Origin of the sequence: Streptomyces sp. NPDC052299, from assembly GCF_040679335.1 — a bacterium.
Lineage (GTDB): Bacteria > Actinomycetota > Actinomycetes > Streptomycetales > Streptomycetaceae > Streptomyces.
Window position 1 is genome coordinate 64,119 of record NZ_JBFAUP010000021.1, and the last position, 26,499, is coordinate 90,617.

General features: G+C 69.6%; 25 protein-coding genes and 3 pseudogenes. 13 read left to right on the forward strand and 15 right to left on the reverse strand.

All coding sequences use genetic code 11. From position 1 onward, the window contains the following. Positions 1-52: 52 nt before the first annotated feature. The 8 genes and pseudogenes from AB0L33_RS29155 to AB0L33_RS29190 form a co-directional block, all read right to left on the reverse strand. On the reverse strand, positions 53-496 hold the full coding sequence (locus AB0L33_RS29155; protein ID WP_365686184.1) for a hypothetical protein: 444 nt from the start codon (positions 494-496) through the stop codon (positions 53-55). Positions 497-647: 151 nt separating this feature from the next. Beyond that, on the reverse strand, positions 648-2,378 hold the full coding sequence (locus AB0L33_RS29160) for a relaxase/mobilization nuclease domain-containing protein (RefSeq protein ID WP_365686186.1): 1,731 nt from the start codon (positions 2,376-2,378) through the stop codon (positions 648-650). Continuing rightward, the gene (locus tag AB0L33_RS29165) at positions 2,375-3,001 is read right to left on the reverse strand and encodes a hypothetical protein (RefSeq protein WP_365686187.1); all 627 of its coding nucleotides are present in this window, start codon (positions 2,999-3,001) and stop codon (positions 2,375-2,377) included. Before AB0L33_RS29165 ends, AB0L33_RS29160 begins: the two co-directional genes overlap by 4 nt. Positions 3,002-3,303: 302 nt before the next feature. Further along, positions 3,304-3,495: a hypothetical protein gene (locus AB0L33_RS29170; RefSeq protein ID WP_365686295.1), complete on the reverse strand. Its 192-nt coding sequence runs from the start codon at positions 3,493-3,495 to the stop codon at positions 3,304-3,306. Positions 3,496-4,430: 935 nt separating this feature from the next. Then, a pseudogene (locus AB0L33_RS29175) lies at positions 4,431-4,862 on the reverse strand (DUF2637 domain-containing protein); the annotation flags it as partial. Beyond that, a complete protein-coding gene (locus AB0L33_RS29180) occupies positions 4,859-5,488 on the reverse strand; it encodes a WhiB family transcriptional regulator (protein ID WP_365686189.1) in 630 nt (209 codons plus the stop codon). The gene AB0L33_RS29180 and the pseudogene AB0L33_RS29175, both read right to left, overlap by 4 nt. A gap of 164 nt (positions 5,489-5,652) precedes the next feature. Continuing rightward, the gene (locus AB0L33_RS29185) at positions 5,653-6,366 is read right to left on the reverse strand and encodes a hypothetical protein (RefSeq protein WP_365686190.1); all 714 of its coding nucleotides are present in this window, start codon (positions 6,364-6,366) and stop codon (positions 5,653-5,655) included. A 2-nt stretch (positions 6,367-6,368) separates the two neighbouring features. Then, complete coding sequence (locus AB0L33_RS29190; protein ID WP_365686192.1) at positions 6,369-7,265, reverse strand: helix-turn-helix domain-containing protein; 897 nt, start codon at positions 7,263-7,265, stop codon at positions 6,369-6,371. A gap of 702 nt (positions 7,266-7,967) precedes the next feature. Between AB0L33_RS29190 and AB0L33_RS29195 the strand changes: the two genes are divergently transcribed. After that, a complete protein-coding gene (locus AB0L33_RS29195; protein ID WP_365686194.1) occupies positions 7,968-8,513 on the forward strand; it encodes a hypothetical protein in 546 nt (181 codons plus the stop codon). A gap of 56 nt (positions 8,514-8,569) precedes the next feature. On the opposite strand, the gene AB0L33_RS29200 is transcribed toward AB0L33_RS29195, so the two are convergent. Then, positions 8,570-9,409: a helix-turn-helix domain-containing protein gene (locus AB0L33_RS29200; protein ID WP_365686195.1), complete on the reverse strand. Its 840-nt coding sequence runs from the start codon at positions 9,407-9,409 to the stop codon at positions 8,570-8,572. A gap of 311 nt (positions 9,410-9,720) precedes the next feature. Here AB0L33_RS29200 and AB0L33_RS29205 point away from each other — a divergent pair, with 311 nt between their 5' ends. Beyond that, a complete protein-coding gene (locus tag AB0L33_RS29205) occupies positions 9,721-10,236 on the forward strand; it encodes a regulator component (protein ID WP_365686197.1) in 516 nt (171 codons plus the stop codon). A 297-nt stretch (positions 10,237-10,533) separates the two neighbouring features. Further along, positions 10,534-11,724 (forward strand): MAB_1171c family putative transporter, encoded by a 1,191-nt coding sequence (locus AB0L33_RS29210; protein ID WP_365686199.1) that lies wholly within the window; start codon positions 10,534-10,536, stop codon positions 11,722-11,724. An 18-nt stretch (positions 11,725-11,742) separates the two neighbouring features. On the opposite strand, the pseudogene AB0L33_RS29215 reads toward AB0L33_RS29210, so the two are convergent. Continuing rightward, a pseudogene (locus AB0L33_RS29215) lies at positions 11,743-11,922 on the reverse strand (ATP phosphoribosyltransferase); the annotation flags it as partial. A gap of 112 nt (positions 11,923-12,034) precedes the next feature. Here AB0L33_RS29215 and AB0L33_RS29220 point away from each other — a divergent pair. Both AB0L33_RS29220 and AB0L33_RS29225 read left to right on the forward strand, forming a co-directional pair. After that, positions 12,035-12,283 (forward strand): hypothetical protein, encoded by a 249-nt coding sequence (locus AB0L33_RS29220; RefSeq protein WP_365686201.1) that lies wholly within the window; start codon positions 12,035-12,037, stop codon positions 12,281-12,283. Next, entirely contained in the window at positions 12,280-12,504 is a 225-nt protein-coding gene (locus AB0L33_RS29225; protein ID WP_365686202.1) for a hypothetical protein, read from the forward strand. Before AB0L33_RS29220 ends, AB0L33_RS29225 begins: the two co-directional genes overlap by 4 nt. 90 nt (positions 12,505-12,594) lie before the next feature. Here AB0L33_RS29225 and AB0L33_RS29230 read toward each other — a convergent pair whose 3' ends face one another. Further along, positions 12,595-12,789 (reverse strand): hypothetical protein, encoded by a 195-nt coding sequence (locus AB0L33_RS29230; RefSeq protein WP_365686204.1) that lies wholly within the window; start codon positions 12,787-12,789, stop codon positions 12,595-12,597. Positions 12,790-13,058: 269 nt separating this feature from the next. On the opposite strand from AB0L33_RS29230, the gene AB0L33_RS29235 reads away from it, so the two are divergent. Then, positions 13,059-13,781 carry a hypothetical protein gene (locus AB0L33_RS29235; protein WP_365686206.1) on the forward strand — a complete coding sequence of 241 codons (723 nt, stop codon included), beginning with the start codon at positions 13,059-13,061 and terminating at the stop codon, positions 13,779-13,781. On the opposite strand, the pseudogene AB0L33_RS29240 reads toward AB0L33_RS29235, so the two are convergent. Then, positions 13,782-14,026, reverse strand: a pseudogene (locus AB0L33_RS29240) (hypothetical protein); the annotation flags it as partial. It abuts the gene before it with no gap. A gap of 290 nt (positions 14,027-14,316) precedes the next feature. Between AB0L33_RS29240 and AB0L33_RS29245 the strand changes: the two are divergent. The 7 genes from AB0L33_RS29245 to AB0L33_RS29275 all read left to right on the forward strand — a co-directional run bounded on the left by AB0L33_RS29245 (position 14,317) and on the right by AB0L33_RS29275 (position 23,977). After that, positions 14,317-15,594 carry a transcriptional regulator gene (locus AB0L33_RS29245; RefSeq protein ID WP_365686207.1) on the forward strand — a complete coding sequence of 426 codons (1,278 nt, stop codon included), beginning with the start codon at positions 14,317-14,319 and terminating at the stop codon, positions 15,592-15,594. A 325-nt stretch (positions 15,595-15,919) separates the two neighbouring features. Then, on the forward strand, positions 15,920-16,099 hold the full coding sequence (gene fxlA, locus AB0L33_RS29250) for an FxLD family lanthipeptide (RefSeq protein ID WP_365686209.1): 180 nt from the start codon (positions 15,920-15,922) through the stop codon (positions 16,097-16,099). Between the two features lie 108 nt (positions 16,100-16,207). Continuing rightward, positions 16,208-16,339: an FxLD family lanthipeptide gene (locus tag AB0L33_RS29255; RefSeq protein WP_365686211.1), complete on the forward strand. Its 132-nt coding sequence runs from the start codon at positions 16,208-16,210 to the stop codon at positions 16,337-16,339. Positions 16,340-16,421: 82 nt separating this feature from the next. Then, complete coding sequence (locus AB0L33_RS29260) at positions 16,422-19,520, forward strand: lantibiotic dehydratase (protein ID WP_365686213.1); 3,099 nt, start codon at positions 16,422-16,424, stop codon at positions 19,518-19,520. After that, entirely contained in the window at positions 19,507-20,763 is a 1,257-nt protein-coding gene (locus tag AB0L33_RS29265) for a lanthionine synthetase C family protein (protein ID WP_365686214.1), read from the forward strand. The genes AB0L33_RS29260 and AB0L33_RS29265 overlap by 14 nt, the downstream gene beginning before the upstream one ends. An 18-nt stretch (positions 20,764-20,781) precedes the next feature. Beyond that, complete coding sequence (gene fxlM, locus AB0L33_RS29270; RefSeq protein WP_365686215.1) at positions 20,782-22,869, forward strand: methyltransferase, FxLD system; 2,088 nt, start codon at positions 20,782-20,784, stop codon at positions 22,867-22,869. A 1-nt stretch (position 22,870) separates the two neighbouring features. Next, positions 22,871-23,977 (forward strand): hypothetical protein, encoded by a 1,107-nt coding sequence (locus AB0L33_RS29275; protein WP_365686216.1) that lies wholly within the window; start codon positions 22,871-22,873, stop codon positions 23,975-23,977. A gap of 222 nt (positions 23,978-24,199) precedes the next feature. On the opposite strand, the gene AB0L33_RS29280 is transcribed toward AB0L33_RS29275, so the two are convergent. The 3 genes from AB0L33_RS29280 to AB0L33_RS29290 are packed head-to-tail and all read right to left on the reverse strand — an operon-like array spanning position 24,200 to position 26,464. After that, complete coding sequence (locus tag AB0L33_RS29280) at positions 24,200-24,844, reverse strand: response regulator transcription factor (RefSeq protein ID WP_365686217.1); 645 nt, start codon at positions 24,842-24,844, stop codon at positions 24,200-24,202. A gap of 13 nt (positions 24,845-24,857) precedes the next feature. Continuing rightward, positions 24,858-25,130 carry a hypothetical protein gene (locus tag AB0L33_RS29285; RefSeq protein WP_365686219.1) on the reverse strand — a complete coding sequence of 91 codons (273 nt, stop codon included), beginning with the start codon at positions 25,128-25,130 and terminating at the stop codon, positions 24,858-24,860. Beyond that, positions 25,127-26,464 (reverse strand): aminotransferase class III-fold pyridoxal phosphate-dependent enzyme, encoded by a 1,338-nt coding sequence (locus AB0L33_RS29290; RefSeq protein WP_365686220.1) that lies wholly within the window; start codon positions 26,462-26,464, stop codon positions 25,127-25,129. Before AB0L33_RS29290 ends, AB0L33_RS29285 begins: the two co-directional genes overlap by 4 nt. Positions 26,465-26,499: the final 35 nt, after the last annotated feature.

A 26,499-nucleotide genomic window follows, 5' to 3' on the forward strand; every position in this document is an offset into this window, starting at 1 on the left:
GACGGGTGGTCAGTACGGGCCCGTAGGCCCGGTGGGGTCGTAGGAGTGGTGGTCAGTGCCCGAAATGGCGCAGGCAGTCCTCGAACGTGGCATGCGTCGAGTCCGCAGGCCCCGCGTGCCGGTTGTACCAGGCGGTGTCGATGCGCGTCTCCCGCTGCTGGTGACCGGCCCGGCAACGCAGCCAGATCTCATCACGGGTGGAGAGGATGAGCCAGTCCCGGTACGCGCCGCACTCGGCGCAGGCGGCCAACTCGCCTTCGAGGACGAGCGGCTGCTTCCACGGCATCATCCTGCCGCCGAGCTGGTCATGGCTCGGCACCCGCAGCTCCGGCGGAAGGAAATCGTCGACCATCGCCGTCGGCTCGACTTGCTGCGGCTCCGCCGCCGGCACCCCGAGTACCGGGGGGACCAGGTCTGCCAGCCGCGCGTGCAGCTCGGCAAGCTGACGCTCCGCCTCGCTCGGTCCCTTGGCCCTGCGGCCTATTCGGTGAAACACCCTGACGTCCTCCTCTACCTCGTCCAACTCGCTGGATGATCGTGCCCTATGCCCCCGGCAGGTTCAATTAGCAAAGTCCACAGTGCTCGCCCTTGCCTCACTTTGCCGCCGGCGGTGTGTGCTGACGCCGCACGCCAGTGTTCAGCGGGGCTCATCGGGACCGGCCCGGTGCCTCATGCCCGTTGCGACGCCTGCCGGATGTGGAGGGCCGGGTCGTGGACCTGCGCCTGGTGTTCCGGTCGCTTGCCGTGCTCGTCTCGGGCGGGGCGGATGCGTCGGCGGGCAGGTCTGCGGTCCGCCGCAGACGCCACACCAGGACGTCGCTGACCTGGTCCGCGGTGTCGAGTTCCCGGCGCTCGACGGCCTCGGAGAGGAGAGCGGCCGGATCGTGGCCGGCGGCTTCGGCCTCCGCGATCGTCGCGGCCAGGGCGTACCAGCCGGGCTCGGCGAGGATCCGCTCCGCCAGGCCCGGCAGGGTCTCGCGCAGCAATGCGGTCTGCCGCTGGATCACCGGCCCGCTCAGACGCCGGCCACGCGCGTGGAGCACGCCGAGGGACTGGGCGGCGGCGGACTGGTAGGCGGTGCGCAGGTGCTCGGCGGCCCGGGCGGCAGCCTCCGCTTGCTGAGCGTGCCCCTTCCGAGCGTGCCAGTGCACGGCGACGGTGATCAGGAAGGTGAGCATGTCGATCGCCATCGCGGTGCTGGCACCGTCCTCACCCCGGCCCAGGGCACTGCCGCCGTGGACGAGGTCGCGTGCGGCCTGACGCAGGACCCGGTCGTGGCCCCGTACGGTGCGTACGTGGGACCGTGACGCCCGCTCGAAGGCGGTGGCGGCGGCGTGGAGTTCGCGGCGGGTGTGCGCGGCGGACGTGGCCGCGAGGGCGTCCAGGACCTCACCGGCGGCGGCGATGTGAGCGGCGACGACCGCGTCGTCACCGTGCTCGATGACGAGTACGGCCTGCCACGCTGCTGAAGCCGTGGCCCGCCGGGCAGCGGCCGGGGTGCTCGGCCTCGTACGGACCGGGGCCTCCTGGTCCGGGGTTGGGTGACCGGACCAGCGTTCCCGGATGCGGGGCAGCGAGAGGTCGGGGGCCAGGCGCGCGCCGGGGTAGAACACCGGTTCGCCGTCCTTGTTCAGGTCGTCGTGCAGAGCGACCTTGTATCCGAGCAGGTCGCCGGAGGGTGCTGTGCGCTTGCGGATGAGGAGGCCGGCGGCGGCGAGCCGTTCGAAGAACTCCTCGTCGCTCCTCGCGCCGGCCACGGCCCGCCGTACGGTCTCGCGCAGCGTTTCGCGGGCGGTGCGTTCGCGGCCCTGACGTTTCGCCTTGTGGCGTTCGGCGCTGGTGGGCCGCTGTGCGGCGGTGCCGTCACCGGGTGCGACCTGGTGGAGGCCGAGCTCCTTCTCGATGAGCCGGGCTTCGGCCTGGGCGCGGGCGCCGGAGCGGAAGTCGTCGGGGCGGTGGCCGTCCTCGGTGACGAGGGTGGCGACGATGTGGATGTGGTCGTCCGCGTGCCGTACGGCGACCCAGCGGCAGCCGGATTGCCCCTCGCCGGGGTCGATGCCCGTCGCGGCGACGATCCGGCGGGCGATGTCGGCCCACTCCTCGTCGGACAGCGTCCGGTCACCGGGTTCGGCGCGTACGGATGTGTGCCAGACATGCTTCGCCGGACGGGCATGTTCCGCGAGCGCCATCACGGGTTGGTCCAGGAGTTGGTGGAGTTCCTTGAGGGTGGCGTTTGGGTCGCGGCCGGGGTCGGGGGACATGCCGTCGAATGAGGCGACGAGGTGAGGGTCGACATGTTCCTCGTGCTTGCCGGGGCCGAAGAGATAGGCGAGGAGCCCGATGGTCCGGGAGCCTTCATTGTTGACGCTGGGGATCATGAGCTGCGGCGTTCGATCAGACGTGTGGCGGCTTCGTGAGCGGTGTCGGCGGCACGCCGTACGGCGATGATGGCCGCTTCGAGCTGGGGGGCGTCTGCGCCGGAGTTGAGTGCCTTGACCGCCTGGTTGAGGTTGCTGCCGGCCCAGCCGAGCCGGCGCCGGCTGTCGAAAAGGGCGGTGATCACTTCGCGTTCGTCGGCGATCTCGGCGCTGGTGCGGTCGAGGTCGCTCGCGGCTGCGAGTGCGGCACGGGCGAGGAACCCGGCGACCGACAGCTTGCAGCGGGCGGCGGCGGATTGGATGAGGACGTACTCGACTTCGTTGAGTCGTACGGCGGGCTGGCGCAGACGCTTCGTCTCGGGTGGTTGACGAGGTCGCTGACGAGCGCGAGGAGCACGCTGTCGGCTGGGGCGCGACTGCGGCTGCTTCTCCTCCTGCCCCGGCTTCGATCCGCCCCCGGTCGAAGCCTGAAGGACCTGCGCCCCCCGGTGCAGGTCCGGACCCGTCCCCTCGGGGGCGGGTCCGGCGGAAGCTATGCTTCCGCCCCAACTTGCTCGCCCCGAGACCGAGTTGATGTCAGGGCCAGGTTCCGGGGTGGTGGTGTTCTCGGGTGCGTGCGTCATCGCAGTTCGGGCCTCGCGGATCGGGTGTGGTGCTGGGGGGTCGCGGTCAGTGCGAGCACACCGGCCGGGTGCGTAGAGATGCGGAGCGGCCCGCTAGACCGGACCGGGCCGGGCCGCCGGCCGGTTGGCGTGAGGACAGCGGCGTGCAGAACATGTCCGCGCACCAGGGTGTGCGCCCTGGCGGCTGCCTCGGTGACCGATGAGAGCGGGGGAGTGCGGCGCTATCTCCCAAGCGGGACGGTGGCCCGGCACAGAGCCGGGCCATCTTTTGTGGATAGGGGCTTGAGCTGGGGTTTTGCCAGCTAGCCGCACTCGGGGCAGCGACCGACGTGGGTGGAGAGCGCGCGGGCCATCTGCTCCTTCGCGGAGGCGGCCCGCTTCGCGCTGGACTTCCCCGAGGGCCTGCCCTCGTATCGCTGGGAGTGGGCCAGCATGAAGTTGATCTCCCGTTCGAACTGTGCGCGTACGTTGATGAACCGGCGGCAGGTCTTCATCGTCATCGCGACCTCCTTGTGTCTCGGGGCAGGTGCGCGAGCGCAGGGTCGGCGTAGAGCTGGTCCTGGAGCTTGCGGAAGCCCTCGTTGCTGATGGTGATGTTGTTGCGCCGTAGGTGCGGTCGTATGACCCGGCGCGTCATGCGACCCGCCTCCAGAGCCGCCTCGCGGGCCACGTCGACCTTCACCTCCCAGGGGACCTCGTCGTTCTGGTCCGGAGGCATGGTCCGCGGCGTGCGCGAGGTTTCGTGGTCCGTGGTCGCAGCCCCCTGCAGTCCACCCGAGGGCTCGTCCTCGTCCTGGTCCGCCGGACCGTCCTGGTCCTGGTCCGCCGGACCGTCCTGGTCTTGGTCCGCCGGATCGTTCTGGTCCTGGTCCGCGGCGGGTTCGGCGGGCTGGTCCGTGGTCCGAGGGTGCTCGCGGTCCGGCATCTGGTCTGCCGGGGCGGCTTGGTCCGTGCTCGCCGTATCAGGATCCTGGGCCGGTCCACGCCCATGGTCCGCTCGGTCGTGCTCCACCGGACCGTGGGAGCTATCGGCCGGTTGACCTGGGGTTTTCCTGGTCCGTCCATGGATTTCGATGCCGCGCGGACCATCACTGGTCTGCTGGTCCGCACCCGTCGCGTTCTGGCTGGCAGCCTGCTCGGAAGCCGAGTCGCTCCGGTGGTCCGCAGCCGGATCCTCGTGGTCCGCCGGGACTGAACCCGCGGCGTGGTCCGTGGTCCGCGCAGGGCCGTGACCGTGCCGGTCGGGGTGGTCCGCGCCTGCTGGACCAGTCTCCGGTGCTGGTCCGAACCCGTGGTCCGCACCGCCTCCCGGACGGTCCGCAGGGCGGGTCCAGCCCGCCGCTGAGGCGAAGGAAGGCACTTGGTCCGCGTTCTGCTCCCCGGCTTCCGCCGCTGTCAGTGCCCCCGAGTGTCCGGCGCCCGGGTGGTGGCGGGTGATGAGGATGTACAGGTGGACCGCGCCGGCCAGGGCGAGCGGGGCCAGGGTGGACAGGACGGCGACGACCGTGTCGCCCAGGCGCAGGCCGGTGGTGTGCGCGGTCTGCTGGTTGAGGCGGACCGCGTGCAGGGAGTTGGCCCAGATGCTTGCCGCGGTGGCTGTACCGAAGAGCGTCCAGACATAGAGCCGGGCCCCCAGCGGAGCCTCGGAGAGGACCAGCAGCGCGCGTACCCCGTAGGCGATGAAGCCGTCGACCACGAGGGGGAAGAGATAGGTCAAGTGCCCGCGGATGTGGATCGCGACGGCCATCTGCTGCAGCGCGTCGTAGCTCAGGGCGCATCCGGCGAGGCCGAGGATGACGATGGCGAGCCGGTCCCACACCCCGATGGGCGCGACGGCGGGGTGTGCGGAAGGGGAGGTCATGCGGCCTTTCCGAGAGGGGCGGACGCCGAGCCCAGCGGCGCCGCAGGACGAGTACCGGGCTCGATGGTCGTGGGCGCAACCGTGGCCGGAGCGGTCTTCTTCCGCTTCTTCTTGGGGCGCGGCACGCCAAGGTGGCGGTCGCGGTCGAAGACCTTGTTGGCTGCCTGTCGGAGCAGGTCCCGGGCATGCTTCCGGCTGATCCGCAAAGCGGCGGCGAGCCGGACGGGCAGCCAGCCGCGGACGTAGGCGTGGTCGATGACGACCTGCCGCTCGGCCTCCGTCAGGTGCACGTCACGTCCCTGGAAGAAGGCGGCCACGCGCAGGTAATCAAGGCGCTTGTCGAACTTGTCGTGCAGAGGACTCCGCTCCGCTTCAGTCAGACCACCCCACACGCCATCCTTGAGGGCGTTCTCCAGGGCGAAGTTCAGGCACTCGCGGCGTACGGGGCACCAGCCGCACAGCTCTTTCGCCTCCGCGATCTCCTCGTGGTTGCGAGGGCCGGGGAAGAACACGGCCTCCGCGTCCTCCCAGTCCATGCCGTGGCATGCGCCGCGGGGGTGCCAGCTGGTGTCTCCGATGCCGCGCATGCCGGTGGCCGGCGCGTCGTGGGTGGTGATGTGGCGCAACGTGGGTCTCCGATGTGCTGCCGCACCGCCCGGCGGGCACGATGCTCGGCGGGTGCGGCGTCGGGTGCCGGCTGCGGCGCGACGGCGTGCGCCGCAGCCGGTGCGGGACAGGGGGGTGCCGGGGTGGCCGTGCAGCGGACGGGTTGCACGTGCCGGAGGGCCGGTCAGGCGAGGGCAGGCTGCTGGGGCTGCTCGGTGAGCAGTGCCTGCTGGGCGGTGGCGAGGTCGAGACGGCTGGGGTGCGTGGCGCAGGGAGCGGTTCCGCGGGCTCCGCCGTCGGGACCGATCCTCCGGCGACGGCATGACTCGCCGGGCTGGGCCAGGCACCAGGTGCACCGCACGCTCAGGGCGTCGGGCCGCCCCTGCGCGACAGCGGCCTCTCGGGCCGCGCGGGCGGGCCGGTAAGGCACGAGGGCCGCTCGGGCGGCGGGCGGTATGCAGGACCCGATCTCCCGCAGCCTCGCTTCCAGCCTTGGGCTGACTTCTGCGCGGCCGGTGGTGATGCCCCGGGCCTGTGCGGGTTGGGCGGTGCCGGTGGCGACGGCACGGCGGGTGCCGACCAGTTCGGCTGTCCAGGCGGCCTGGTCGTCCGGGTCGACGGAGGGCGTTGGGTCGGAGTGCCTGGCCAGGCGGTCGCTTCGGTAGCTCTCCCAGGGGCGGGCGATGTCCGCCGGGAGGATCGGGTACGGCGAGGTGCGGACGTGCCGACGGGCCACGGCGAGGGCATCCCAGCCGTGCGGGGTTGCTGTTGGAACGTCGTCGAGCAGTTCGTGCCACTGGGCGAGCTGGTCGGCCGCCTCGCGGTGGTCGGTGCGGATGGTGCGGGGGTCGATTCGGCCGATGTAGGCCAGCAGGGCTGCGATTTCGCGGCGGTCCACGGTCAGCCCTCCGTTCCGGTCTGCTCGTCGAGGGCGGCCAGCAGGGCGGCGGTGTGGGCCTCGGCCCGTGTCATGCCTCCCGGCGCGGCGGGGTTCTTGCCCGGCACGGCGTACAGGTTCGGGCGTCCGGAGGCGTGCTCCCGGGCTACCCAGGAGCGCCAGTCGGCAGCCCAGGCATTCGCCGACCGCGGTTCGAAGCTGGCCCGGTGGGCACGCCACTTCGCGTCAGCGGCCAGGAGACCCTGCTCGCCGAGTCGGTCGAGGTGTCCCTGCTGGCGGGCCCAGGTGTGGGAGGCAGGGTCGATCTTCCACTCGGCAGCCGAGAGGACGGCAGCACCACTACTGCTGTACCTCCGGTTCCAATCAGGTTCACTACGGTTCTGGGTGCCGGTTTCCGGTACACCGTTGTGCCGGTTTCCGCTACGTCGGCGTGCCGGTTTCCGTCGGGACCTGCCGGTTTCCGGTGCTGCCGGATTCCGGACCCTCGCGGGGGATTCCGGCACCTCACGCGGGCGGATGCCGTACTGCCGCAGAGCCGAGAGCCGGAGCTTCGTAGGGCCGGGCGGATCGTCGGCCACTGCCGTGCCGTCGTCCTCCTGCAGCTGCTCGCGCCGAGCCTGTACGAGGGCCTCGGCGGCCAGGGGCAGGCGGTAGACGGTGCTGCGCTGCGGTCCGACGAGGTCGTCGAGCTGTTCCAGCTCCTCGGCGAGGACCAGGCGCTCGATGGCTTCACGCACCGTGGAGATCGAGGCGCGGGTGCGCTTGGCCAGGCTGGACTGCGAGGCCCAGGAGATGCACTGGTCGTCGGCCACCCGGTCGGCGATCGACAGCAGGACCAGGCGTGCGGTGCCTCGGCTGGAGCTGTGCTCCCACACCCACTCGCGGGCTTCGCTGCTCATCGGCCGCTCCCGGCGAACCCACGAGAGAGGCCTGTCTGACTCGGGATGGTTGAGCCCGTCTCGGGGCGCCGGGGCACCGAGACAGAGCGAGCTGCGACACAGGCCGGACGGAAGGGCCTTTTGCGCAGGGCGGAGCGCATGTAAGAATCTCCTTTGGTATTGCCACGCTGAGACGCCCCGTGGAAGGGATCAGCGTGGTGATGGTGGCGACCTCCGCCCTTGCAGGGGCGGGTACAGCCGTTAGGCGTCCGGCGTCCGGGAGGTTCCAGCTCCCGGGCGCCGTCGCTGTATGCGAGGACCTATGGGGCCCGAAGGTTGTGCACGTCAGCGTTCCTGTGTTCGTCCACGTGGGCGGTCTGCCCGGCGGGGGACGACGAACATCGCACCGATCGGCGTCAAGGTCCAGAGTTGGTTCTTAAACCCTGTACTGGTTGCAGAGAGTCACCATTGCTGAGATGGGCCTGGGGTCGCCGGTAGGTGCCAGTACGGCAAGCGAGCCGCATAGTCCCCCCTTCGCCCTTCAAACGACGGCGAGACAGCGGCCCGCCATGACCCTCCGACCAGGAGCGATCCACTCCGGTGGTCGAATGTGGAGGCAAGTACATCCCGACGCCCGCTCCCCGTCAACTGCAGTTTTGCTCCTTGAGACGCGGGGAATCCACTGCAGTGGATAGACTGACACCCGCGACGAAAGGGTCACGGATGACGCAGAGTGATGGAGAGCCAGCCTTCTCAGAGCTGCTCGAGCGCCTCTGGCAGAGCAAGAGGCACCCCACGGGGCGCGTGTTTACGTACCCGGAAGTTTCCCAGGGCATTCTCGACTGCACAGGCTTCAAGATCACCACGAGCGGCCTTCAGCAGCTGCGCACGGGCGTCAACCTGAACCCCAAGTGGTACACGGTCAAGGGCTTGGCGATCTTCTTCGGGGTGGAAACGGACTACTTTCTCGGTGTCGACGAGCCCGGTGACGACGAGCCCGGTGACGACGAGTCCGGCGTCGACGAGCCCGGCGTCGACGAGTCCGGCACCGACGAGCCCGGCGACGACGTGGACCAGGACGGCGAGCTGACGGGTGCCGAGGAGCGGGTGCTCGCGGCCATGCGTGACCGAGGGGTACTTCGCGTGGCCCTGCGAGCGAGCGGCCTGGACGAGCCGAGCCTGCGGATGGTGGAGGTTGTGCTCGACCAGACGCGCCGGCTGCAGGGGCTGCCGGAAGCAGACCTCTCGGACCTCCTGGACGACGAGTGAAATGCAGCCCCCGCAGCGCGGCGCGTGGCTCCCTTCCCGGCAGGGTGGCGCGGTGGTTATGCGTCGGCTGATCCCTCGGGGGAGCCGTACTCCACCAGCAGATTCACGCAGAGCGATACGGTGCGAATCGGCCACATCGTGACGATGCGCACGGCCACTTCCCTGCCCTGGTGATACGGGAGCCTGAGACGACGGATTTCTCCGTGGGAATGCTCAACCAGTTCCGGCCGGCCCCAAAATGCCCGCGCGGCCGGGGAACCCGTGAGAATGTCGTGTTCGAGCTGGGCCAGCGCGAGGTCTTCCGGGTGACGGGCCCGCGCATAGCGGAGCTGTCCCAGAAAAGGACGCGCCCAGTCCTCCGGCCAGTTCACCAACTGCTCCCGCGCCGAGGGGTCGAGAAATACCCAGCGCATCTGGTTGCCGCCGTGCTCTACCCAGGGAAACCAGCGCCGCAGGCTGGAGTTGTGCGCAACCACATCCCAGCACAGGTCTGTGGCAAAGGCCGGAACTGGTTCCTGGTTGTCCAGGAGCCACTGGAGCAGGTCCTGGTCCCACTCCCCAGGTGCTCTGCTCCCGGACGGTGTTGAGGGGGCCGGTGGCCGGCCTACGGCCTTCAGATACAGCGTGGTGCGCTCGGCGGGACTCAGGTCCAGTGCGGTTGCGACGCGGTCAAGGAGGTCGGCCGCGTAGTTGGCCGCGACGCCGTTCTCCAACTGTCGATACCAGCGCACGCTCACCCCTGCCAGGTGGGCCATGTCTTGTTGGGTCAGTCCCGTCCCACGCCGCACCGTCTGCGGGAGGCTGGGGATATCTCGGGGATTCCGTCTTGCCCGCCAGTACCGCATCAGGATCGGCAGTGGCTCGCCCACTTCGCCGTGTCGGTTCCCGGAAACCATGATCGGGAGGTATGCCCCGCCTCGGTGATCTGTGCCACAAATCGCGAATCATTCCGTCATTTAGCGTAACCGGCTCCGGCGTGGGCGCGCCGCGCCGCGTGCTTCTCACGCTGACGACATGACCGAAATGGTGCTTATGGGTGCTCGAATGCGCACCTGGAGGTCGCGGGTCGCCCCACTTGGGCCCCGGTGGAGGTTACGTTCCGTATGCGGAAGTCTCAGTGCCGGTCATTCCGGTTCGGCCTACGATTTTGGCGTTCTTGCTACCTCGTGGGCACCCGCAATGCGAAAGATGGGAGTTTGCCGTGTGCATGTCCGAAGTTGCTGAACGTCGTCTGCGGGAGCAGTGCGAGAAGAAGATCGACGAACTCGGCCTCCCGTACCGATTCACGACGCGCCAATTCTGTGATGCGATAGCGGATCGACGGGGGAAGGGGATTATTTTCAACCCGCTGCCCGACTTCGCTCTTTCCGGTGGGGCCTGTGGTATGCGGATTGAAACGCAGACTTCAGACATGATCTTTTATGCGCAAGGTATATCGGTGCATCACCAGCGACATATTCTCGCGCACGAGCTGAGCCACGTGTACTGCGACCATCCTGGCCGCCTGGTGGTCGACTCGGACACAGGAGAGGTGGTCCGGGCATCGGGCCGCACGGGGTACTCCACCAGCGAGGAGCGAGAGGCCGAAATCATGGCCAGCTTGGTTCGGCGACGCATCTACCAGGACCGGGACGCTCCGCCCCGCCACCTGGAGACCAGCCCAGCCAGGTGGGACGCCCTCTTTGCGCAGCCATTCCCGACTTCCTGGGGCCGGGGACGATGAGCACCGTCTCTCTCAGCACCTCTTTCGTCTCGTTTCCGCCACTGGTGCCGCAGAGGCCCGCATTCTCGGCAATACATCCTCGCCAGCGGTAGTTACGCCGCCCTCACGGCCTCCTCTTAGCGCGACCGGCCCTCAGAGTCAGCCGTGTCGCCCACCCGAAGGCGTTTCGCCCTGCGTGCCGCAGCAGCGTTTCCCCGCAGCACACCTGTCAACAAGGCAAATCCCCTACCCATCCAAGGCTGGGCCTGAAGCACCGGGGCTCCGGGCCCAGTCCTCTAGAAGGCGTCAAGTCGACCCGTGAGCATCTTTTTTCTCGGCCTGGCCACCCTGCTCGCAGGGGCGGGAGTTTTCTGGGTCCTCGGCAGGAGGAGGCCCCGGCCTCCCGGCACGTGGGCCATGAGTGCGCTCCTGGGCGCCTTCGCCCTTTTCCTTGCCTCGTACGCGCCACTGGTCGAGGGTGCCCTTGATGCGGCCGTTCCCCACGGAAGTCGAATTCTCGGCGACTGTGCATCGCTGGGAGCGACCGCAGCGATCCTGGCCGTTTCGCTCCAGCTCAATCTGGGCCCTGCAGAAGCTAAGCGGCTCATCAGGGCACGACTGAAATGGATGATCGCTGCCCTCGCTGCCCTCGCTGGCGTCGTTGCCCTGTTCGCATACGAGCAGGCCATCCGTCACTCGGCAGGCGCGTACGACGTCTACATGCTCGTGTACATCTGCGTCATCGGCGCCACGGACGTGAATTTCGTCGTCCAGGCGCTGCGCCAGGTGGCGAGTACGCGACGGACCGCCGTGCGTATCGGCCTGCGTACCGCGGCGGCGGGCACAGGCGTCGCGCTGATCCACCTCGCCTACATAACCTGCAGATTCCTAGACCTGGGGCTGGGCCCGGCGCCCGTCAGCCAGGGGGACAGGTGCACCTCGCTGAGCGCCGTGCGCTGCGCAGTCGGTGTGACGTCTCCAGCGCTTGCCGTCGCGCTGATCTGCGTCGGTCTGACCCTGCCCGCCGTGGTCTATCCGATCCGGCACATGCGCCAGCGCCGCTGGGAAAAGGCTTCTTTCGAAGCTCTCACCCCTCTGTGGCGGGACCTTGCGGAGGCTATGCCGCATATCGTTCTCTCGCCCGCCAGGCCGATCGCGGGCAGCGCACCCGATTCCGACACTTCCTATCACCTGCAGCGACGCGTCATCGAAATCAGCGACGGCATCCTCGCCCTACGGCCGTACCGATCCCGCAGTACTCAGGATGCTGCCGGCCGGGTATTCACATCGGGCACCGATCGCGCCGCCGCCGCGATCGAAGCAGCCGTAGTGAAGGCGGCACTCGCAAACCTGGCCGTCGGCCACCTCGCCCACGACGTGGCCCCTCCACCGAAGAAGACATCCGCACGCAAAGACCTGCGCGCCGACACGGAGTGGCTCCTCCAAGTAGCTCACGCCTACAGCAGACCCGCCGATGTCCGCCAGCCGTCCCAGCGTGGTGAAGGGTGAAACGACGAACAACGCGATTCGCAGCGTCGGCTCGCCGATCACCTCAGGGCCGAGGTGCCGAAGCGCGGTGCCGGTCTCGACGACGTCGGCGATGACCTCCGCGACACCGAGCTTGAGCCACGTTTCGACCGCGCCGTCCAGGCGCACGATCTCGTCGGCCTCGACGCCCTGCTCAGCCAAGTACTTGGCGACGACGCCGGGGCAGAAAGTGACGATCGTCAGCCGGGCGAGTCCATCCACGGGGCAGTCGAACCGATCCCACGGGCGGGCCGGTGAAGCCTGGCATTCGAACTGGTGCTCTAATTGGTGTATGGATCCCTTCGGCTTCCCTGATGACCTCGTCCGTGCTCAGCAGGCATGGAACGCTGCCTACCGGGCGCTAGCCGTACCTCACCCCCGCCGTGCCACCGTGCTGCGCCGGCGGCTGCTGCGATTGTCGGTTCGGCTTCAGGAGCATCCGTTCTGGGCGACTCCCTACGGCCGGGGGCCGTCAGCCAGGGTGGAGTTGCGCCGTCGCGCCCGTGTCGTTGCCCGACAACGGGAGGAGGGGTCGGCGTGAGCTGCCCGGTCGGGGCCGGGTTGTCGCCGAGGCAGGAGATGGTACTGCGGGTCGTTCGGGAGTGGATCGCCGAGTACGGTGAGGGGCCCTCGATCCGGCAGATCGGTGCCAGGGTGGGCCTTTCCAGTGCGAGCTCGGTCGCCTACCAGCTCGGGCGGCTGGAGGACCTCGGGTATCTCAGCCGCACTGGCCAGCGTTGGCGGACCTGTCGCCTGCGCTGACAGGGGGGCAGGCGAGGGCGCCGGGGGCGGTGTTCCTGTGAACGGTCGGGGCGGCGATCTGTCCGGGGCTGTTCGCCAAGTCAGAGTCAGCTACCTCGTCACGGGCCACCCGTAGGACTGGGCTTGGGTCCGCCACATGGTCGCGTACTCCCCATCCTCGTCGAGGAGGGACTCGTGGGTGCCTTCCTCGATGAGCCGGCCGTGGTCGAGTACGACGATGCGGTCAGCACTGCGAGTCGAGCCCAGCCGGTGGGTGATGAGGAATGCGGTCCGCCCGGCCGCCACTGCACCGAGGGGAACGTGAGGCGGTGGGGCCGGAGACGAGATTGCCGACGCCGGTGTGGTATCCCGCGATCGTGTCGGTCTACGGGCTCGGGGAAGAAACGTCAACGTGCTCGGCCGGTACTCCTTCCAGCTCCCCGACCTGCCCGGCGGACGTGGCCCCTGCGGGACGAGGGCGCAGCCGACGACGAAGCAGCCTGACCAGGCCGTTAACGCCGGAGTAACGCTTGGCGTTTGCCCGCTTCAGGGCCGGGGCGACAGACTCCTTCGGCATGACGACGACTCAGTGCGCACGGGGGGTCACCGCCGCGGCGGCCACCCGGCGGGGAACCCGGGACCACAACGCCGACGGATGGGCCATCCACGCGTATCCGGTGGCGGAGCTGACGGCCGCGGCGGTGGTGGACGGCATCGGGAACTCCACCGAGGTGGCTGAACTCTCCCGGCTCGCGGCCCAGGTCGCCGCCCGGATCGGGGCCCGCAGGGGCCGGATGGCCGGTCTCCTCGCCGCGGCGGAGCTGTACGGCGACCCGGGCGCCACGGACGTCGAGCCGGACGCGGTCGCCGTCCTCGTCCTGGCCGAACCGGGCGAGGACACGCGCCTCGCGTGGATCGGCGACTGCCGAGCCTGGGGCTTCGACGGTCAGCGGCTGCGGCAGTACACCACCGACCACTCCATGGGCGAACACCTGCGTTACAACGGCGGCAAGCGGATCGACCTGGAGCAGGCACGGCTGCACGACAACTGGGTGCTGACGAGCCTGGGCAGCGCGGTCGTGGCCAGCGTCTGCCAGGCGTCCATCCCCGACCCGCTGGTGATCCTCACCTCCGACGGCGTGCACGACAGCCTCGACGAGGACGAACTCGACGGCCTGGTCCACGACCACCCCGACGACCCTCAAGCCCTGGCCGACGCCCTCACCGCCGCCGCACGGGCCGACAAGAAGGGGTACCGGGACGACGCCACCGCCGTGGTCCTGCGGCACCATCGCTGATCAGCGCCTGCTGTCTCCGGGCGCGAGCAGGCTGGTGACCTCGGCGATCGCCTCCGCCGAGGGGGGAAGTACTTCCGTACGTTCTCCGGCTTCTTGTGCCGCGACTTCGCTATCAGCATCGGCAGGCTGGCGCCCTGCTCGCCGAGGTGGGTGAGGCCGGAGTGCCGGTACTCGTGAAGGTCCCAGCCCGTGCCCGGCACCCCGCTGAGGGCTGTGTGGGCGTTCAAGAGGGCGCGGGCCTGCCCCTCCGGCGGCGTGTGCTCGGTTGCGGCAGGTGCCCACGCTGGCCGATGCGATGGCCGCTCCAACAGGTCCTGTGGCGTTGCTGGAAGTTGCGCCTGAGAGCAACAACGAGCAACGACGAACACGCGCCGAACTGACCCCGGCGCGACTAAAGTTCGATCACCAGTGGTATTCAGACGTGCGCACAGGGGAGTCAAGGATGGGGTCCGGATTACCGTCCGCCGACGTCGGCAAGCCTCGGGGATACCTCCTGGCTCAAGCTCGGCGGGTCCGGGGCTGGAGCCAGGGCGAGATGGCCCGGCAGTTGCGCGCCCTTGGGGTCGAGCGGGGCCACCCGATCTATACGCGGCGCGACGGCGTCTGGTACTGGGAGCACGATCGCATCCCCGATGGCCCCACTCAGCTACTCATCGCCGATCTGCTCGGTATTCCGCCGAACCTCGTGGATGAGCGACCATGGCCGGAATGGCTGTCCGAGGACCCCGCCCAGAGGCCAACACCACGCCCGTGGACGGTACTTGGCGCCACCGAGGCTCTGGCCGACCTAGCAAAGGGTGCCGCAATGGACGTCACACGCAGGGAACTGGTCCTGATCACCGGCTCAACTCTCACCGCCTCCCTTCTGGCCTGGCTGACCGCGGACCCCGCCGCCGCCGGCCAACTCACCACCGGCCAGCGCATCGGGGAGGGGGCCGTAGCGAAGGTCGAGGCCATGGCCCGGAGACTCCGCCAGGCCGATGACGCAGACGGCGGCGGCACCGTTCTCGCCGACGCTTCCAGCGGCCTGCTTCTCGTTGAACGGCTGATCCGTACCCGCACCTACTCCGACCAGCACCGCTCTCGCCTGTACGCCGCCGCTTCCGACCTCGCCCGCCAGCGCGCCGCCGCGCTGTTCGACCTCCGGGGCGAGTGCGCCGACGGAACCTACGACACCGCCTTGCGAACCTCGCAGGTCGCCGGGGATTCCGCCCTCGGCGCCAATGTCCTCTCCTTCTGGTCCATGAGCGCCTACAACACCGGCCGCCTCCACGATGCCGTGGCGATGGCGAACACGGCCCTGGCCTCGGTCCGGGGACGCACGACCCCGCGAGTCGAAGCCCAACTGACCACGCGCCGCGGCCGTGCCCGCGCTCACCTTGGTGACCCCCGCTGCTGGGCCGACTTCGACCGCGCCGAAGAACTCCTCGATCGTGCCGCCGGTCACGAAGACCCCGCATGGGTGTACTGGTTCGACCAAGCCGAGATCATGGGCGCCCGTGCCTCCAGCCACCGCGACCTGGGCCAGCACGACCGAGCCGAAGCCGTCTTCGTCCAGGCCAATGCCCAATTCAGCACCACCACGGTGCGCACCCACGCCCTGTACCTATCCAGGCAGGCCGACGCCCAGCTCGAACAGGGGAAGGTTGATCAGGCGTGCGCAACGGCGAGCGCAGCACTCGACCTGACCGAGACGATCAGCTCGCACCGAACGAGGGGGCCGCTGCGCGACTTCGCCCAGCGTCTCATCTCCTACTCGCAGCCCTGCGCCCGGGACTTTTACGAGCGAGCTCGATTGTCACTGGCTTCATAGCAGCCCGGCTCGGCAGGACCTGCTGCCCACGGCGCGCATCCCCGCCGTCGTCATCGCGCTGCAGCCTTCGACCGTGTCGCTCGGGAAGGCCAGACCCCGGCGACTACCGCCACGACCGACGCCTGAGGCACACCTCGGATACTGCGCCTCTCAAGTGCAGTGTCCGTCGCCAACTCCTCTCGCAGGTACCGAGTTGCGTCACGCGAGAGGTTGCCGAGAACAGCTCGACCGGGGCAGCCGCACGGCTACCGTCCGGCGGGCGGAACCGGCCGTACTGCAACACATCGAATCCCGCAGATCTACGTATCGAATCAGGAGGGTCCACATGGCTCCCAGAGCGAGCGACCAGAGCGCGAAGACGGTTCCCGCCTTCGCCGCGCAAGACCCGTTCGACCTCGACATCAGCGTCGTCGTGTCGGGGGGCACCGTGACGGCGAGCGCCGCCTCCGCCGGCGGCTGCGCCGCGACCTGCGGTAGCAGCGCCTGCGTCTCCAGCGGTTCCTGACCGCGCACCAGTCCACCGGCACGACGCCCATGTCGTGCCGGCGCCGCCCCTGCGGCATGCACCCCGCGGCTCGACCGAGGCCGCGTTCGACCAGGGAGGAAGCAACACATGGAGAGCGAGCAGTTCGACCTCGACATCAGCGTCCTGGAGTCCGGCGACGGACAGGCCACGCTGATCAACCTCACTGACGACGGCTGCGGCAGCACCTGCTCCAGCCCGTGCGCCACCAACGTGGCCTGACCGACAGGACACCGATGTGTCAGCCCGCGTGGCCTCCCGCCGCGCGGGCTGGCACCCCAACACCCACCGCCGGGAAGGGCGCATGGATTCCAGGACGATCAGGCCGCTCTACCGGTGCGCGGACATGGCGCTGGTGCGCGCTGCCCGCTTTACGAGGCTGCCGTTGCCCGCGTGGCCGGATCTCGCTGATGACAGCCCGGTCCGAGAGCGCCAGTGGCAGGCGTGGTTACGCGATGTCTGGTCGGACACCGTGGTCGCCGACACCATCGGGCAGGCCAGTCCCCTACTCGCGCGGCAGGTCGAGGCCCTGTGTTCGACGGCCAGTCCCGAGACCCGTCAGCTCCGTCGTGCAGTGGTGTCGGTCATGCGGTACGTGCTGCGGATGACGGGGCGAGCGACCCCGAACGGTCTGTTCGCCGGCGTCGCGCCCGCTTCGTTCGGCGCGCGGCCAGGATGGACCTGGGGCGAGTGGCACCGGTCCGTCGTGCGCGCAGACGGCGACTGGGTGGCGGACGTGATCGCTCGCCTGGAAGCAAGCCCTGACCTCCTGCGGCACCTGCGTGTGATGGCCAACAACACCATCTTCGTACGGGGCGATCGGCTGATCGTGCCCTATCCGCCCCGCTCACGACGCACCGAGGAGAGCCCGGCGGCCGAAGTGTCCCTCCGGTATACCGACGCCGTACGTATAGCCGTCGGCGCCGCTGCGTCGCCTGCCCCCGTCCATGCGGTCGTGGAACTGGTGAAGACAGAGTTCCCCGACGCTCCCGGTCACCGAGTGGAGGGGCTGATCAGCAGCCTGGTCGAGCGCGGTGTGCTCATCAGTAGCCTGCATGCGCCCTCCGCCACCGTCGATGCCCTCGACCACCTGGTTGGGCAGGCCGAGGCCGCCGACGTGCCGGCGACGGCCGACCTCGTGGCCGATCTGCGGGCGGTCCGCGACGCCATTGCCCAGCACAACCTGGTTGCCCCGGAGGATGGTCGGCGTCTGCGTACCGCCTTACGCCAGAAGATGACCACCTTGAGCAGCATCAAGGCTCAGCCGCTCACGCTGGACCTGCGTATGGACTGCTCCCTCACTCTGCCCCCGCAGGTCGCCCGCGAGGCGGAGGAGGCCGCCACGGCGCTGGCCCGGCTGAGCGCCTACCCCTTCGGCACCCCAGCGTGGAAGGACTTCCACAACCGGTTCTTCGAGCGGTACGGCATCAACTCGCTGGTCCCGGTCCGAGATCTGGTGGACCCGGACGTCGGCCTCGGCTACCCGACCGGATACCGCGACGCGGAGCCGGAACAGCGTGAGGCCCTGACCTCCCGTGAACAGCGGTTGCTCGCCCTCGCCCAGGCGTCCGTCCTCGACGGTCGCGACGAGATCAGCCTGGACGAGGATCTGATCCGCACGCTGACCGTCGGTGACGCGGACACGATGCAGGTACCGGCCCACACGGAGCTGCGCTTCCAGATCCGCGCCGCGTCACAGAAGGCCCTGGAGAAAGGCGACTTCGCTCTCCACGGCTTCGCCCCTTCCCGCGGGATCGGCACCACGATCGGCCGAAGCCTGGCCCTGCTCGCACCAGAAGACCAGGCCCGCGCGTCCACCATGCTGGAGAAGCTGCCGGTCAATGCCACCGGCGCGGTGCCAACGCAGGTCTCCTTCGCTCCGCTCGACCGGGGTGACACCAACGTCACCCGCGTCGCCGAACTCCTGCCGGCCGTCATCAGCCTGGCGGAGCACCGTGAGGCCGATGCGCGCACCATCACGCTCGACGACCTCGCCGTGGGCTGCGACCGCCGCAGGCTCTACCTTGTCTCCCTCTCCCGCGCGTGCCTGCTGGACCCCATGACCCTGCACGCGCTGGACCTGCGTGGCCACACGCCGCCGCTCGCGCGGTTCCTCACCGAGATCAGCCGCTCCCAGACGGCGGTCCTGACCGTCTTCCCCTGGGCGTCCGCCAGCGCCCTGCCGTATCTGCCGCGGGTGCGCTACGGGCGCGCGATCCTCTCTCCGGCGCGGTGGCAACTGGACCGGTCGGAACTGCCCGACCGCCACGCCCCTTGGGATGAGTGGCACAAGGCGGCCGATGAGTGGCGCACGCGCCGCCGAGTTCCGGACGACGTCGCGCTGGCCGAGGGCGACCAGCTCCTGCCGCTGGATCTCTCCGAACGCGCGCACCTCGCCCTGCTGCGCGCCCACCTGGACACCCACGAGTCGGCCGTCCTGACGGAAGCGGGATCCGACGGGGACTGGTTCGACGGACGGGCCCACGAGATCATCGCCCCGATGACGGCCGTCCGCCCGCCTCAGTGGCCGACCGTCCCGCCCGTGACCGCCGACCAGCTCGTCACGCGCGAGCACGGTCACCTTCCGGGCACCGCCTCCTGGCTGCTGGTCAAGCTGTACGGGCACGTCGAACGACAGCCCGAGATCCTGGCCGACCACCTTCCCGCGCTGCTTGGCCAGTGGGACGTGCCGCCGACCTGGTGGTATATGCGCTACCGCGATCCCCGCTGGCACCTGCGCCTGCGCATCGAGGTCCCCAGCGAGCAGGACTTCGCCCTCACCGCGCAGCGGGTGAGTGCCTGGGCGAACGGGTTGCGCCGTGCCGGGCTCCTCACCGACATGCAGTTCGCGACCTCCTACCCGGAGACCGGCCGGTGGGGTACCGGGCGGCTGATGAGGTTGGCCGAGGAGGTGTTCGCCGCCGACTCCCGAGCCCTGGCTGTCCAGTTCGCCCAGAGCCCCCGCCCGCACCGGCAGGTCCTCGCCGCGGCGAACTTCATCTCGCTCGCCGCCGCCTTCACCGGCAGTACCACGGCTGGCATGGACTGGCTCATCACTCACGGCCGGATCACCGACCCGCGCCCCCTGGACCGGTCCGTGCGCGGTCAGGCGGTACGCCTGGCCGATCCGACCGACGACTGGGCGGCGCTGAGTGCGGCCCCCGGCGGGGCGGCCATCGCCAGGGCCTGGAGCGAGCGTGACGCGGTCGTCGCCCGCTACCGGCAGAAGCTGGTCGAGGCCGGCGGCGGCATCGACCCGGACCTCGTTCTTGACTCGCTGCTGCACGCCCACCACATCCGCGCCGTCGGCATCGACAAGAACGACGAGCGGACGTGCATACGGCTGGCGCATGCCGCCGCTATGGCCTGGACTCACCGAGGGAACGACCATGAACCTGCGTGACAGCGCGCGGACCGCCGCCGACACGATCGCCGAGCGGCTCGCCTCGCCGGAGGACGTACGAGGGTTGCCTCACCGCCAAGGGTGGTGGCCGCAGTCGCTTGCGCACGGCGCGGTCGGTGTCGCGCTCCTGCACATCGAGCGGGCCCGTACCGAACAGGGGCCGTGGCAGCGCGCCCACGACTGGCTCGCGTGCGCCGCAGCCGAACCCGCAGTCGGCGGCCCGGACAGCCACCTCTACTACGGGGCGCCCGCGCTCGCCTTCGCCCTGCACGCCGCCGCCGACCGCCCCGGGCGCTACGCCCGCGCCCTGGACACCCTCGACCTGTACGTCACGAAGGCGATCCAGGACCGGCTCGCGTGCGCCCATGCGCGCATGGACCGTGGCGAGATCCCCGCCATGGCCGAGTTCGATGCGATCCGCGGCCTGAGCGGGATGGGTGGGCTCCTGCTGCACCGGGACGTGCACACCGACCTGCTCCGCGAGATCCTGACCTACCTGGTCCGACTGACCGAGCCGGTCAAGTACGGCGGGGAACTCCTGCCGGGCTGGTGGAGCCACCTTGCCCCCTCGGGCACGATCTCCCCGGAGTATCCGGAAGGGCACGCCAACAACGGCGTTGCCCACGGCATCGGCGGCCCCCTCGCCGTGCTCTCCCTCGCGGCCCGCCGCGGCGTCACCGTCGAAGGCCAGCTCGACGCGATCACCCGCATCCTGACCTGGCTCGACCACTGGCAGCAGGACGGCCCCGCCGGACCGTGGTGGCCGTACTGGATCACCCGCGAGCAGCTACGCTCCGGCACGACCGGCCCTGGACCCTCCCGGCCGTCCTGGTGCTACGGCACCGCCGGATTCGCCCGCGCCCAACAGCTCGCCGCCCTGGCCCTCAAGGACCCGGAGCGCCAACACGCCGCCGAATTCGCCCTACTGCGTGCCATGACCGACCCCGGCCAACTCGGCGCGACCGTGGACGTGTCCCTGTGCCACGGCTTCGCGGGCCTGGCGCACATCACGCAACTCGCTGCCGCCGACGCCCTCACCCCCGGCCTCACCGAATGCCTGCCCCGGCTCCTGGCCCCGATCACCGACACCGCGCCCACCACCCTGGCGGACTCCCTGATCAACCCTCCCGGCGGCGACATAGGACTCCTCGAAGGTGCCGCAGGCACCGCCCTCGCCCTGAACGCCTTCCACTCCGGAACGCCGTCCGCGTCCGGGTGGGACACCTGCTTCCTGACCAACTAGCCTGTGAAGAGAGGGAACATGGTCGCGGACGAATGGCCGCAACGCCTCATCCGGTTCACTGACTGGAGCGGCGCGGAGGCCACCGCCGTGGAGCATCTGCTCCCGGTGCTGATCGCGCAGGAGACCGAACTGGCCCAGTGGTCCTTCCTGCGGAAGCACCCCTGGTGGCGGTTGCGGTACCGCCCCCTGGGCCCGGACTCCGCGAAGGCCCTGGACGCTGCCCTGGACGAGCTGGTCGACGCCGGCGTCCTCGCCTCCTGGACGCCGGGCATCTACGAACCGGAAGAGACGGCCTTCGGCGGTCCGGCGGGCATGAAGGTCGCCCACGCCCTGTTCCACTACGACAGCCGTCACCTGCTGGAGGAGGCAGTCCGCCAGCTGGAAGCCAGCGGTCCCCATCTCGGCCGCCGCGAGCTGGCGGTCCTTCTGCTCAGCGTCGCGATGCGAGCGGCCGGACTCGACTGGTACGAGCAGGGCGACGTCTGGGCGAGGATCGCGGCCGAACGCCCCGGCGACGAGGTCCGCCCTCCGCAACGGCACCGGGCCGCTGTCCATCGGTTGATGACCGTCGACGTCAGCACCAGCCGCAGCGTCGCCCACGGCCGGCTCGCGCCGCTGGCCGAGTGGATAGCCACGTTCGAGTGGTTCGGCCAGCAGCTCGCTGACCTCAACCGCCAGGGCCGCCTGGAGCGAGGGCTGCGGGCCGTGATCGCCCACCACGGCATCTTCCACTGGAACCGCCTGGGCCTTTCTGCGGAGGACCAGCACATCTTGTCAACGCTCGCGAAAGAGGTAGTCATGGGAACGAGCGACAACGCCGCGTCCACCCGCGGTGAGGGTCCGGCGAGCACTACGGTGAACGGGGTGAATAGTGACACCATCGAAGCCCCGTCCGCCGACCGTCTGCGCACCCAGTTGATCGACCATCTGGTCGAAACGGGGTGCGTGCGCACGCCCCGCGTGGAGGAGGCCATGCGGACCGTTCCCCGCCACCTCTTCGTCCCGAACGCCCCGCTGGTGAAGGCGTACGGCAACGCCCCCGTGGACACGAAGTTCGACGGATCCGGGCGCTCGATCAGCTGCGCCTCCCAGCCCGACATCGTCGGCATGATGCTGGAACAACTCGACGTCCAGCCCGGCCAGAAGATCCTGGAGCTGGGCGCCGGCACCGGCTTCAACGCCGGACTCCTCGGTTACCTCGTCGGCGAGACGGGCCACGTCACCACAATCGACGTGGACGAGGACATCGTGGACGGAGCACGAAGCGGACTGGCCGCTGCCGACATCCACAACGTGGAGGTGATCCTCGGAGACGGAGCTGTGGGTCACGCCCCCAACGCGCCGTACGACCGGATCGAAGCCACCGTCGGCGCCCACGGCGTCCCGCACGCCTGGCTCGACCAGCTCGCCCCCGGCGGGCGGCTCCTCACGCCGCTGCGCCTGCGCGGCAGCGTTTCCCGCTCGATCGCGTTCGAGAATAGGGACGGAGCCTGGCGCAGCGTCGGCAGCCAGATGAACACGTTCATGCCGCTGCGCCGGGGCATCGCCGACGACCCACGCGTCTTCGTTCCCCTGGACCCCGACAACACCGTCACCCTCGTCACCAACGGAGACCAGAAGGTCGACGCGGACGCCCTGAGCGACATCTTCCGCCAGCCGCGCGCCGAGGTGTGGACGGACGTCACCTTCCGGGGCCCGGAGTCTGCGGAGTACCTGGAGCTGTGGCTCACCTGCGCCATGCCGAACGGCCTGAGCCGGATGCCCGCCAAGTCCGAAGCCATCGAGAAGGGGCTGGTCACCGCGCCATACCCCTCCTCGACCGCGGTCTTCGAGGGCGGCACGCTCACCTACCTCACCCGGCGCCCGTACGCGAAGAGGGCCCCCGACGGTGCCACGTTGTACGAGTTCGGCGTCATCGGCCACGGTCCCGACGCCGAAGCCCTCGCCGGAGACGTCGCGGACCAGGTCCGCACCTGGGACCAGGACTTCCGGGCGCTCGACATCGAATTCGAGATCCAGCCGCTCGACGCGGCCCCGCTCGCGCCGAAGCCCGGCCGCTTCGCCTTCGACAACCCGCTGAACCGCATCGTCATCGAATGGCAGTGACATGGACGTCAGCCAGATAGCGAAGCGGTTTCCGCTCGTTGCCCGTCCACGTCCAGCGTGCCCGTCCCTCGCTGAACGGGTCCGCGAGATCACCGATCTCGCAGCCGCCGCCGAGCGCGACGGCAACGTGACCTCCGCGACCGTCGCTCTGAACAAGGCGGCGTTGATCGCGAGCGACTGCGGTATGCCGGACCTGGCGGGCGCTCTGTGCTGGCGTCACGCCGAGGTCTTCCTGCGCGCTCAGCCCCTGGGCGCGCAGGAAGCCCGGTACGCCCTGGAACCCCTGGTCAACCTGGCCCGGCTACGCATCCGCGACGGCGACGGGCCCGGCGCGTACCACCTGCTCGACTCCTTGAACCGAGCCGTGAGATCGCAGACGGAGGCGGTCATCGACGGCCGCGCCACGTCCTTCCAGCACCTCACGATGTCGGCAGCCGATCACCAACAGGTGTGCCAGTGGCTTTGGGCCGTCCTCCTCGGCGACGGAACCCGCGCGCTCGTCGCAGCAGGCCAATGGGATCGTGCACGCGCTCACGGCGAGCAGCTCCGCAGCGTGGGCCAACGTCTCTTCGACGGGCGGCAGGTGGAAGTACTCAACCGCTGTCTAGGCGGGCAGCCCCTCGAAGCACTGGGGTTCCTGAACAAGACGACCCTTGCGGAGAGCTGGGAACACCCGGTCGCCGCCTGCCTCGCCGTGCTCTGTCTCACCTCCGCCGGAAGATGCCCGGACGAACCCGTCCAGAGGATGGTCAAGCAATATCTCGAACTCGATGCGGCTCCCGAGCTCGTCGTCTTCCGCACCCGCGTCGGGTTGGCCACCCTCGACCTCGCCCCACATACACGGCAGACCGAAGCACTGCGCCGCCTCACCCACGAGGCAACGACGTCCGGCGACGGATACGTCGCGCGTGACCTCCTCGCTCATCCCGTGTGCCTGCAAGAGATGAGTCACGAGGAGCACCAGTCCTTGTCCGCCGTCGTCGCCGCGGCCGGCCTCGGCCTCGGGCACATTCCGGGACTCCTGGAGGGAGAACTCCTCAACGCGGTCATGGCCAGCGTGAACGTGACTGACCACCACGTAGCTCAACAGCTCACCGGCGACTCGTGATGGCCGACGGCCTGTCAGGCACCGGCCATCGCGTCCGCTGAATGGAACACGACGACAACTTCCAGCACCATGCGAACACCTACGTGATGCGCCGACAGCTCGTTGACCACGTCACGTTGCCTTTGATCGCGGCCAACTGACTTACAGGCACGATAGGGCTGCGACCGAGATCGAGTGGCTTGCGTCGGCCAGCCGCCATCAAGGCGTTGAATCCCAGATCGGCTATATGAGTCCCTGGCGCAGCGCGTACGCCACGGCGTGGGACCGGTTACGAAGCTGGAGTCGGGTCATCACGCTATGGAGCACGTTCTTGATGGTGCGTTCGGAGAAGGCCAGTCTGGTCGCGATCTCCGCCGTGTCGTGGCCTTCGGCCACGAGGCGCAGCACGTCGACTTCACGGCCTGAGAGTCCCGAGAAGTGCAGGCCCCTCGGGCTGAGTACCTGGCTCTGCAGGCGGGCGACCTCTCCCAGAAGGCTGCCGATTAGGTCCGGCGGAAGGTGACCGGCGCCCTGAGCCACCGTGCCGATGACATCCACGAGGTGCTCCGGGGTCGCGGACGAACGCCGTACGAGCCCGGCGACCCCGCACTCGGCGGCATTCGCGAGCTTCTGCTCGTCGATCTCCGTCACCACCAACACGGGCCGGGCCGTGGTGGACCGCTGGATGTGCCGTAGTAGCCGCAGAACCTCGTCATCGACCGTGTCCGCGACCAACAACACGACCTCCGGTGCCTCGTTGGCGCCCTCTTCCCAGTCCTCCAGCGTGACCTCCGGGCGGGGGCGCAGCTGACTGACGACTCCAGCGCGCGAGATAGGGTCCCGCGCATGCACTGCAACGGACGGTCTTCCCGCAGGGGTTTTCGTCATATGGGCTGAGTCCTCAGTGTCCGCGCTTCGAAGCCTTTGCGATCGGCTCGGCAGATCGGCCCAGGCCAGGGTGCTGATGGGTGGGACGAGGCCAAGGGAGTTCGCGGTCCGGTCCGAGGACCGCGACGTGCCGGAGTCGGTCGGTGTGCGGGGCCAGCAGGTCCAGGGTGTCGTCCAGCGCGACGCGGCCCGGCCCGATCGGCAGGAGTTCCTTCGGGGTGGGCAGCTCCAGCCGCCTTCCGCGCACGGACAGGGGGAGGACAACAGTGTCGCGGAGCCTGTTCATCGCGCACCGCCTGCGGTGACGGCGCCGATGGCGTCCGACAGGACGAGGGCTCCGTCCTCGACCTCCTCCTCGCTGATGACCAGCGGAGGGGCCAACGTCAGGACCGGACCGAATGCGCGGATTAGGACACCCTGCTCCTGCGCCGCCCGGGCGACGGAGCAGGCCAGTTCCCTGGAGGCCATCTCGACGCCGATCAGCAGGCCCCGCCCGCGCACGTCGCGCACGGCCAGCCGCTCCTTCAACGGAGCCAGTGCGTCCAAGAGTTGTTCGCCCCGGTCGGCGGCAGCGGCGACGAGCATGTCGCCCTCGACGATGTCCAGGACGGTGAGGGCAACGGCGCAGGCGGTCGTGTGACCGCCGGTGGTGTGACCGTGCCGCAGCCCGCCGAGCAGCGGGTCGCGGGCAAAGGCGGCGTAGATGTCCGCACGGACGGTCACGGCGGCCAGCGGCGCGTACCCGCCGGTCAGGCCCTTGGCCGTGGTGATGATGTCCGGGGCCGTCCCGCCAGAGCCGAGGTCGTGCTCGAACCCGAAATACGCGCCCGTACGGCCGAGACCGGTCGTCACCTCGTCCGCGATCAGCAAGATGCCGTACCGGTCGCACAGCGCTCGCAGTTCGGCCAGCCGGCCGGGCGGGGGGACGATGACGCCTCCGACGCTCAGGATCGGCTCTACGAGGACGGCGGCGACCGACTCCGCGCCGATGGCCAGGATCTGCGCCTCCCACTCCTCGGCTCCGGGGATGCGGCACTCACCGTGTTCCGTTCCCTCAGCGCACGCCGTACAGCGTGGGGTGGCCAGGTGGGTGTAACCGTCGGGCAGAGGCCCGACACCCTCGCGCCGGAAAGCCGAGGCGGTCGCGGCGATTGCCGCCGTGGTCGCTCCGTGGCACCCGTCGGCGAACGACAGCACCACCGTGCGCTCGGGGCGTCCCTCGATCCAGTGCCACATCCGCGCGACCTTCACTGCTGCCTCGGTCGCCTCCGACCCCGAGTTGCAGAACAGCGTGTACTCGAGCGGCGCGGGCAGGAGTCCGGCGATCCGGTCGGCCAGGTCTCTCGCCGGCAGGGTGGACACCTCGGCCAGGTCCCAGGTCATCAGCTTCGACGCCTGAGCGTGCATCGCCTCCACCACCGCCGGGTGGCTGTAGCCGACCGTGGCGTTCAGGGTCCCCGAGCGCATGTCCAGGTAGCTGCGCCCCTGGGCGTCGCTCACGTGGCAGCCGCGTCCGGAGACGAGTGTCAGCCGCTCCGCCTGCTGGATCGGCGTCCAGGGGTGCCAGGTGCGGTCGGTACCGGACGGTGACGTGGCCGGCGGCGGGTCAAGAGCAATCACTACTCGCTCCTTTGGATGACAGTGGTTGAGGGCCT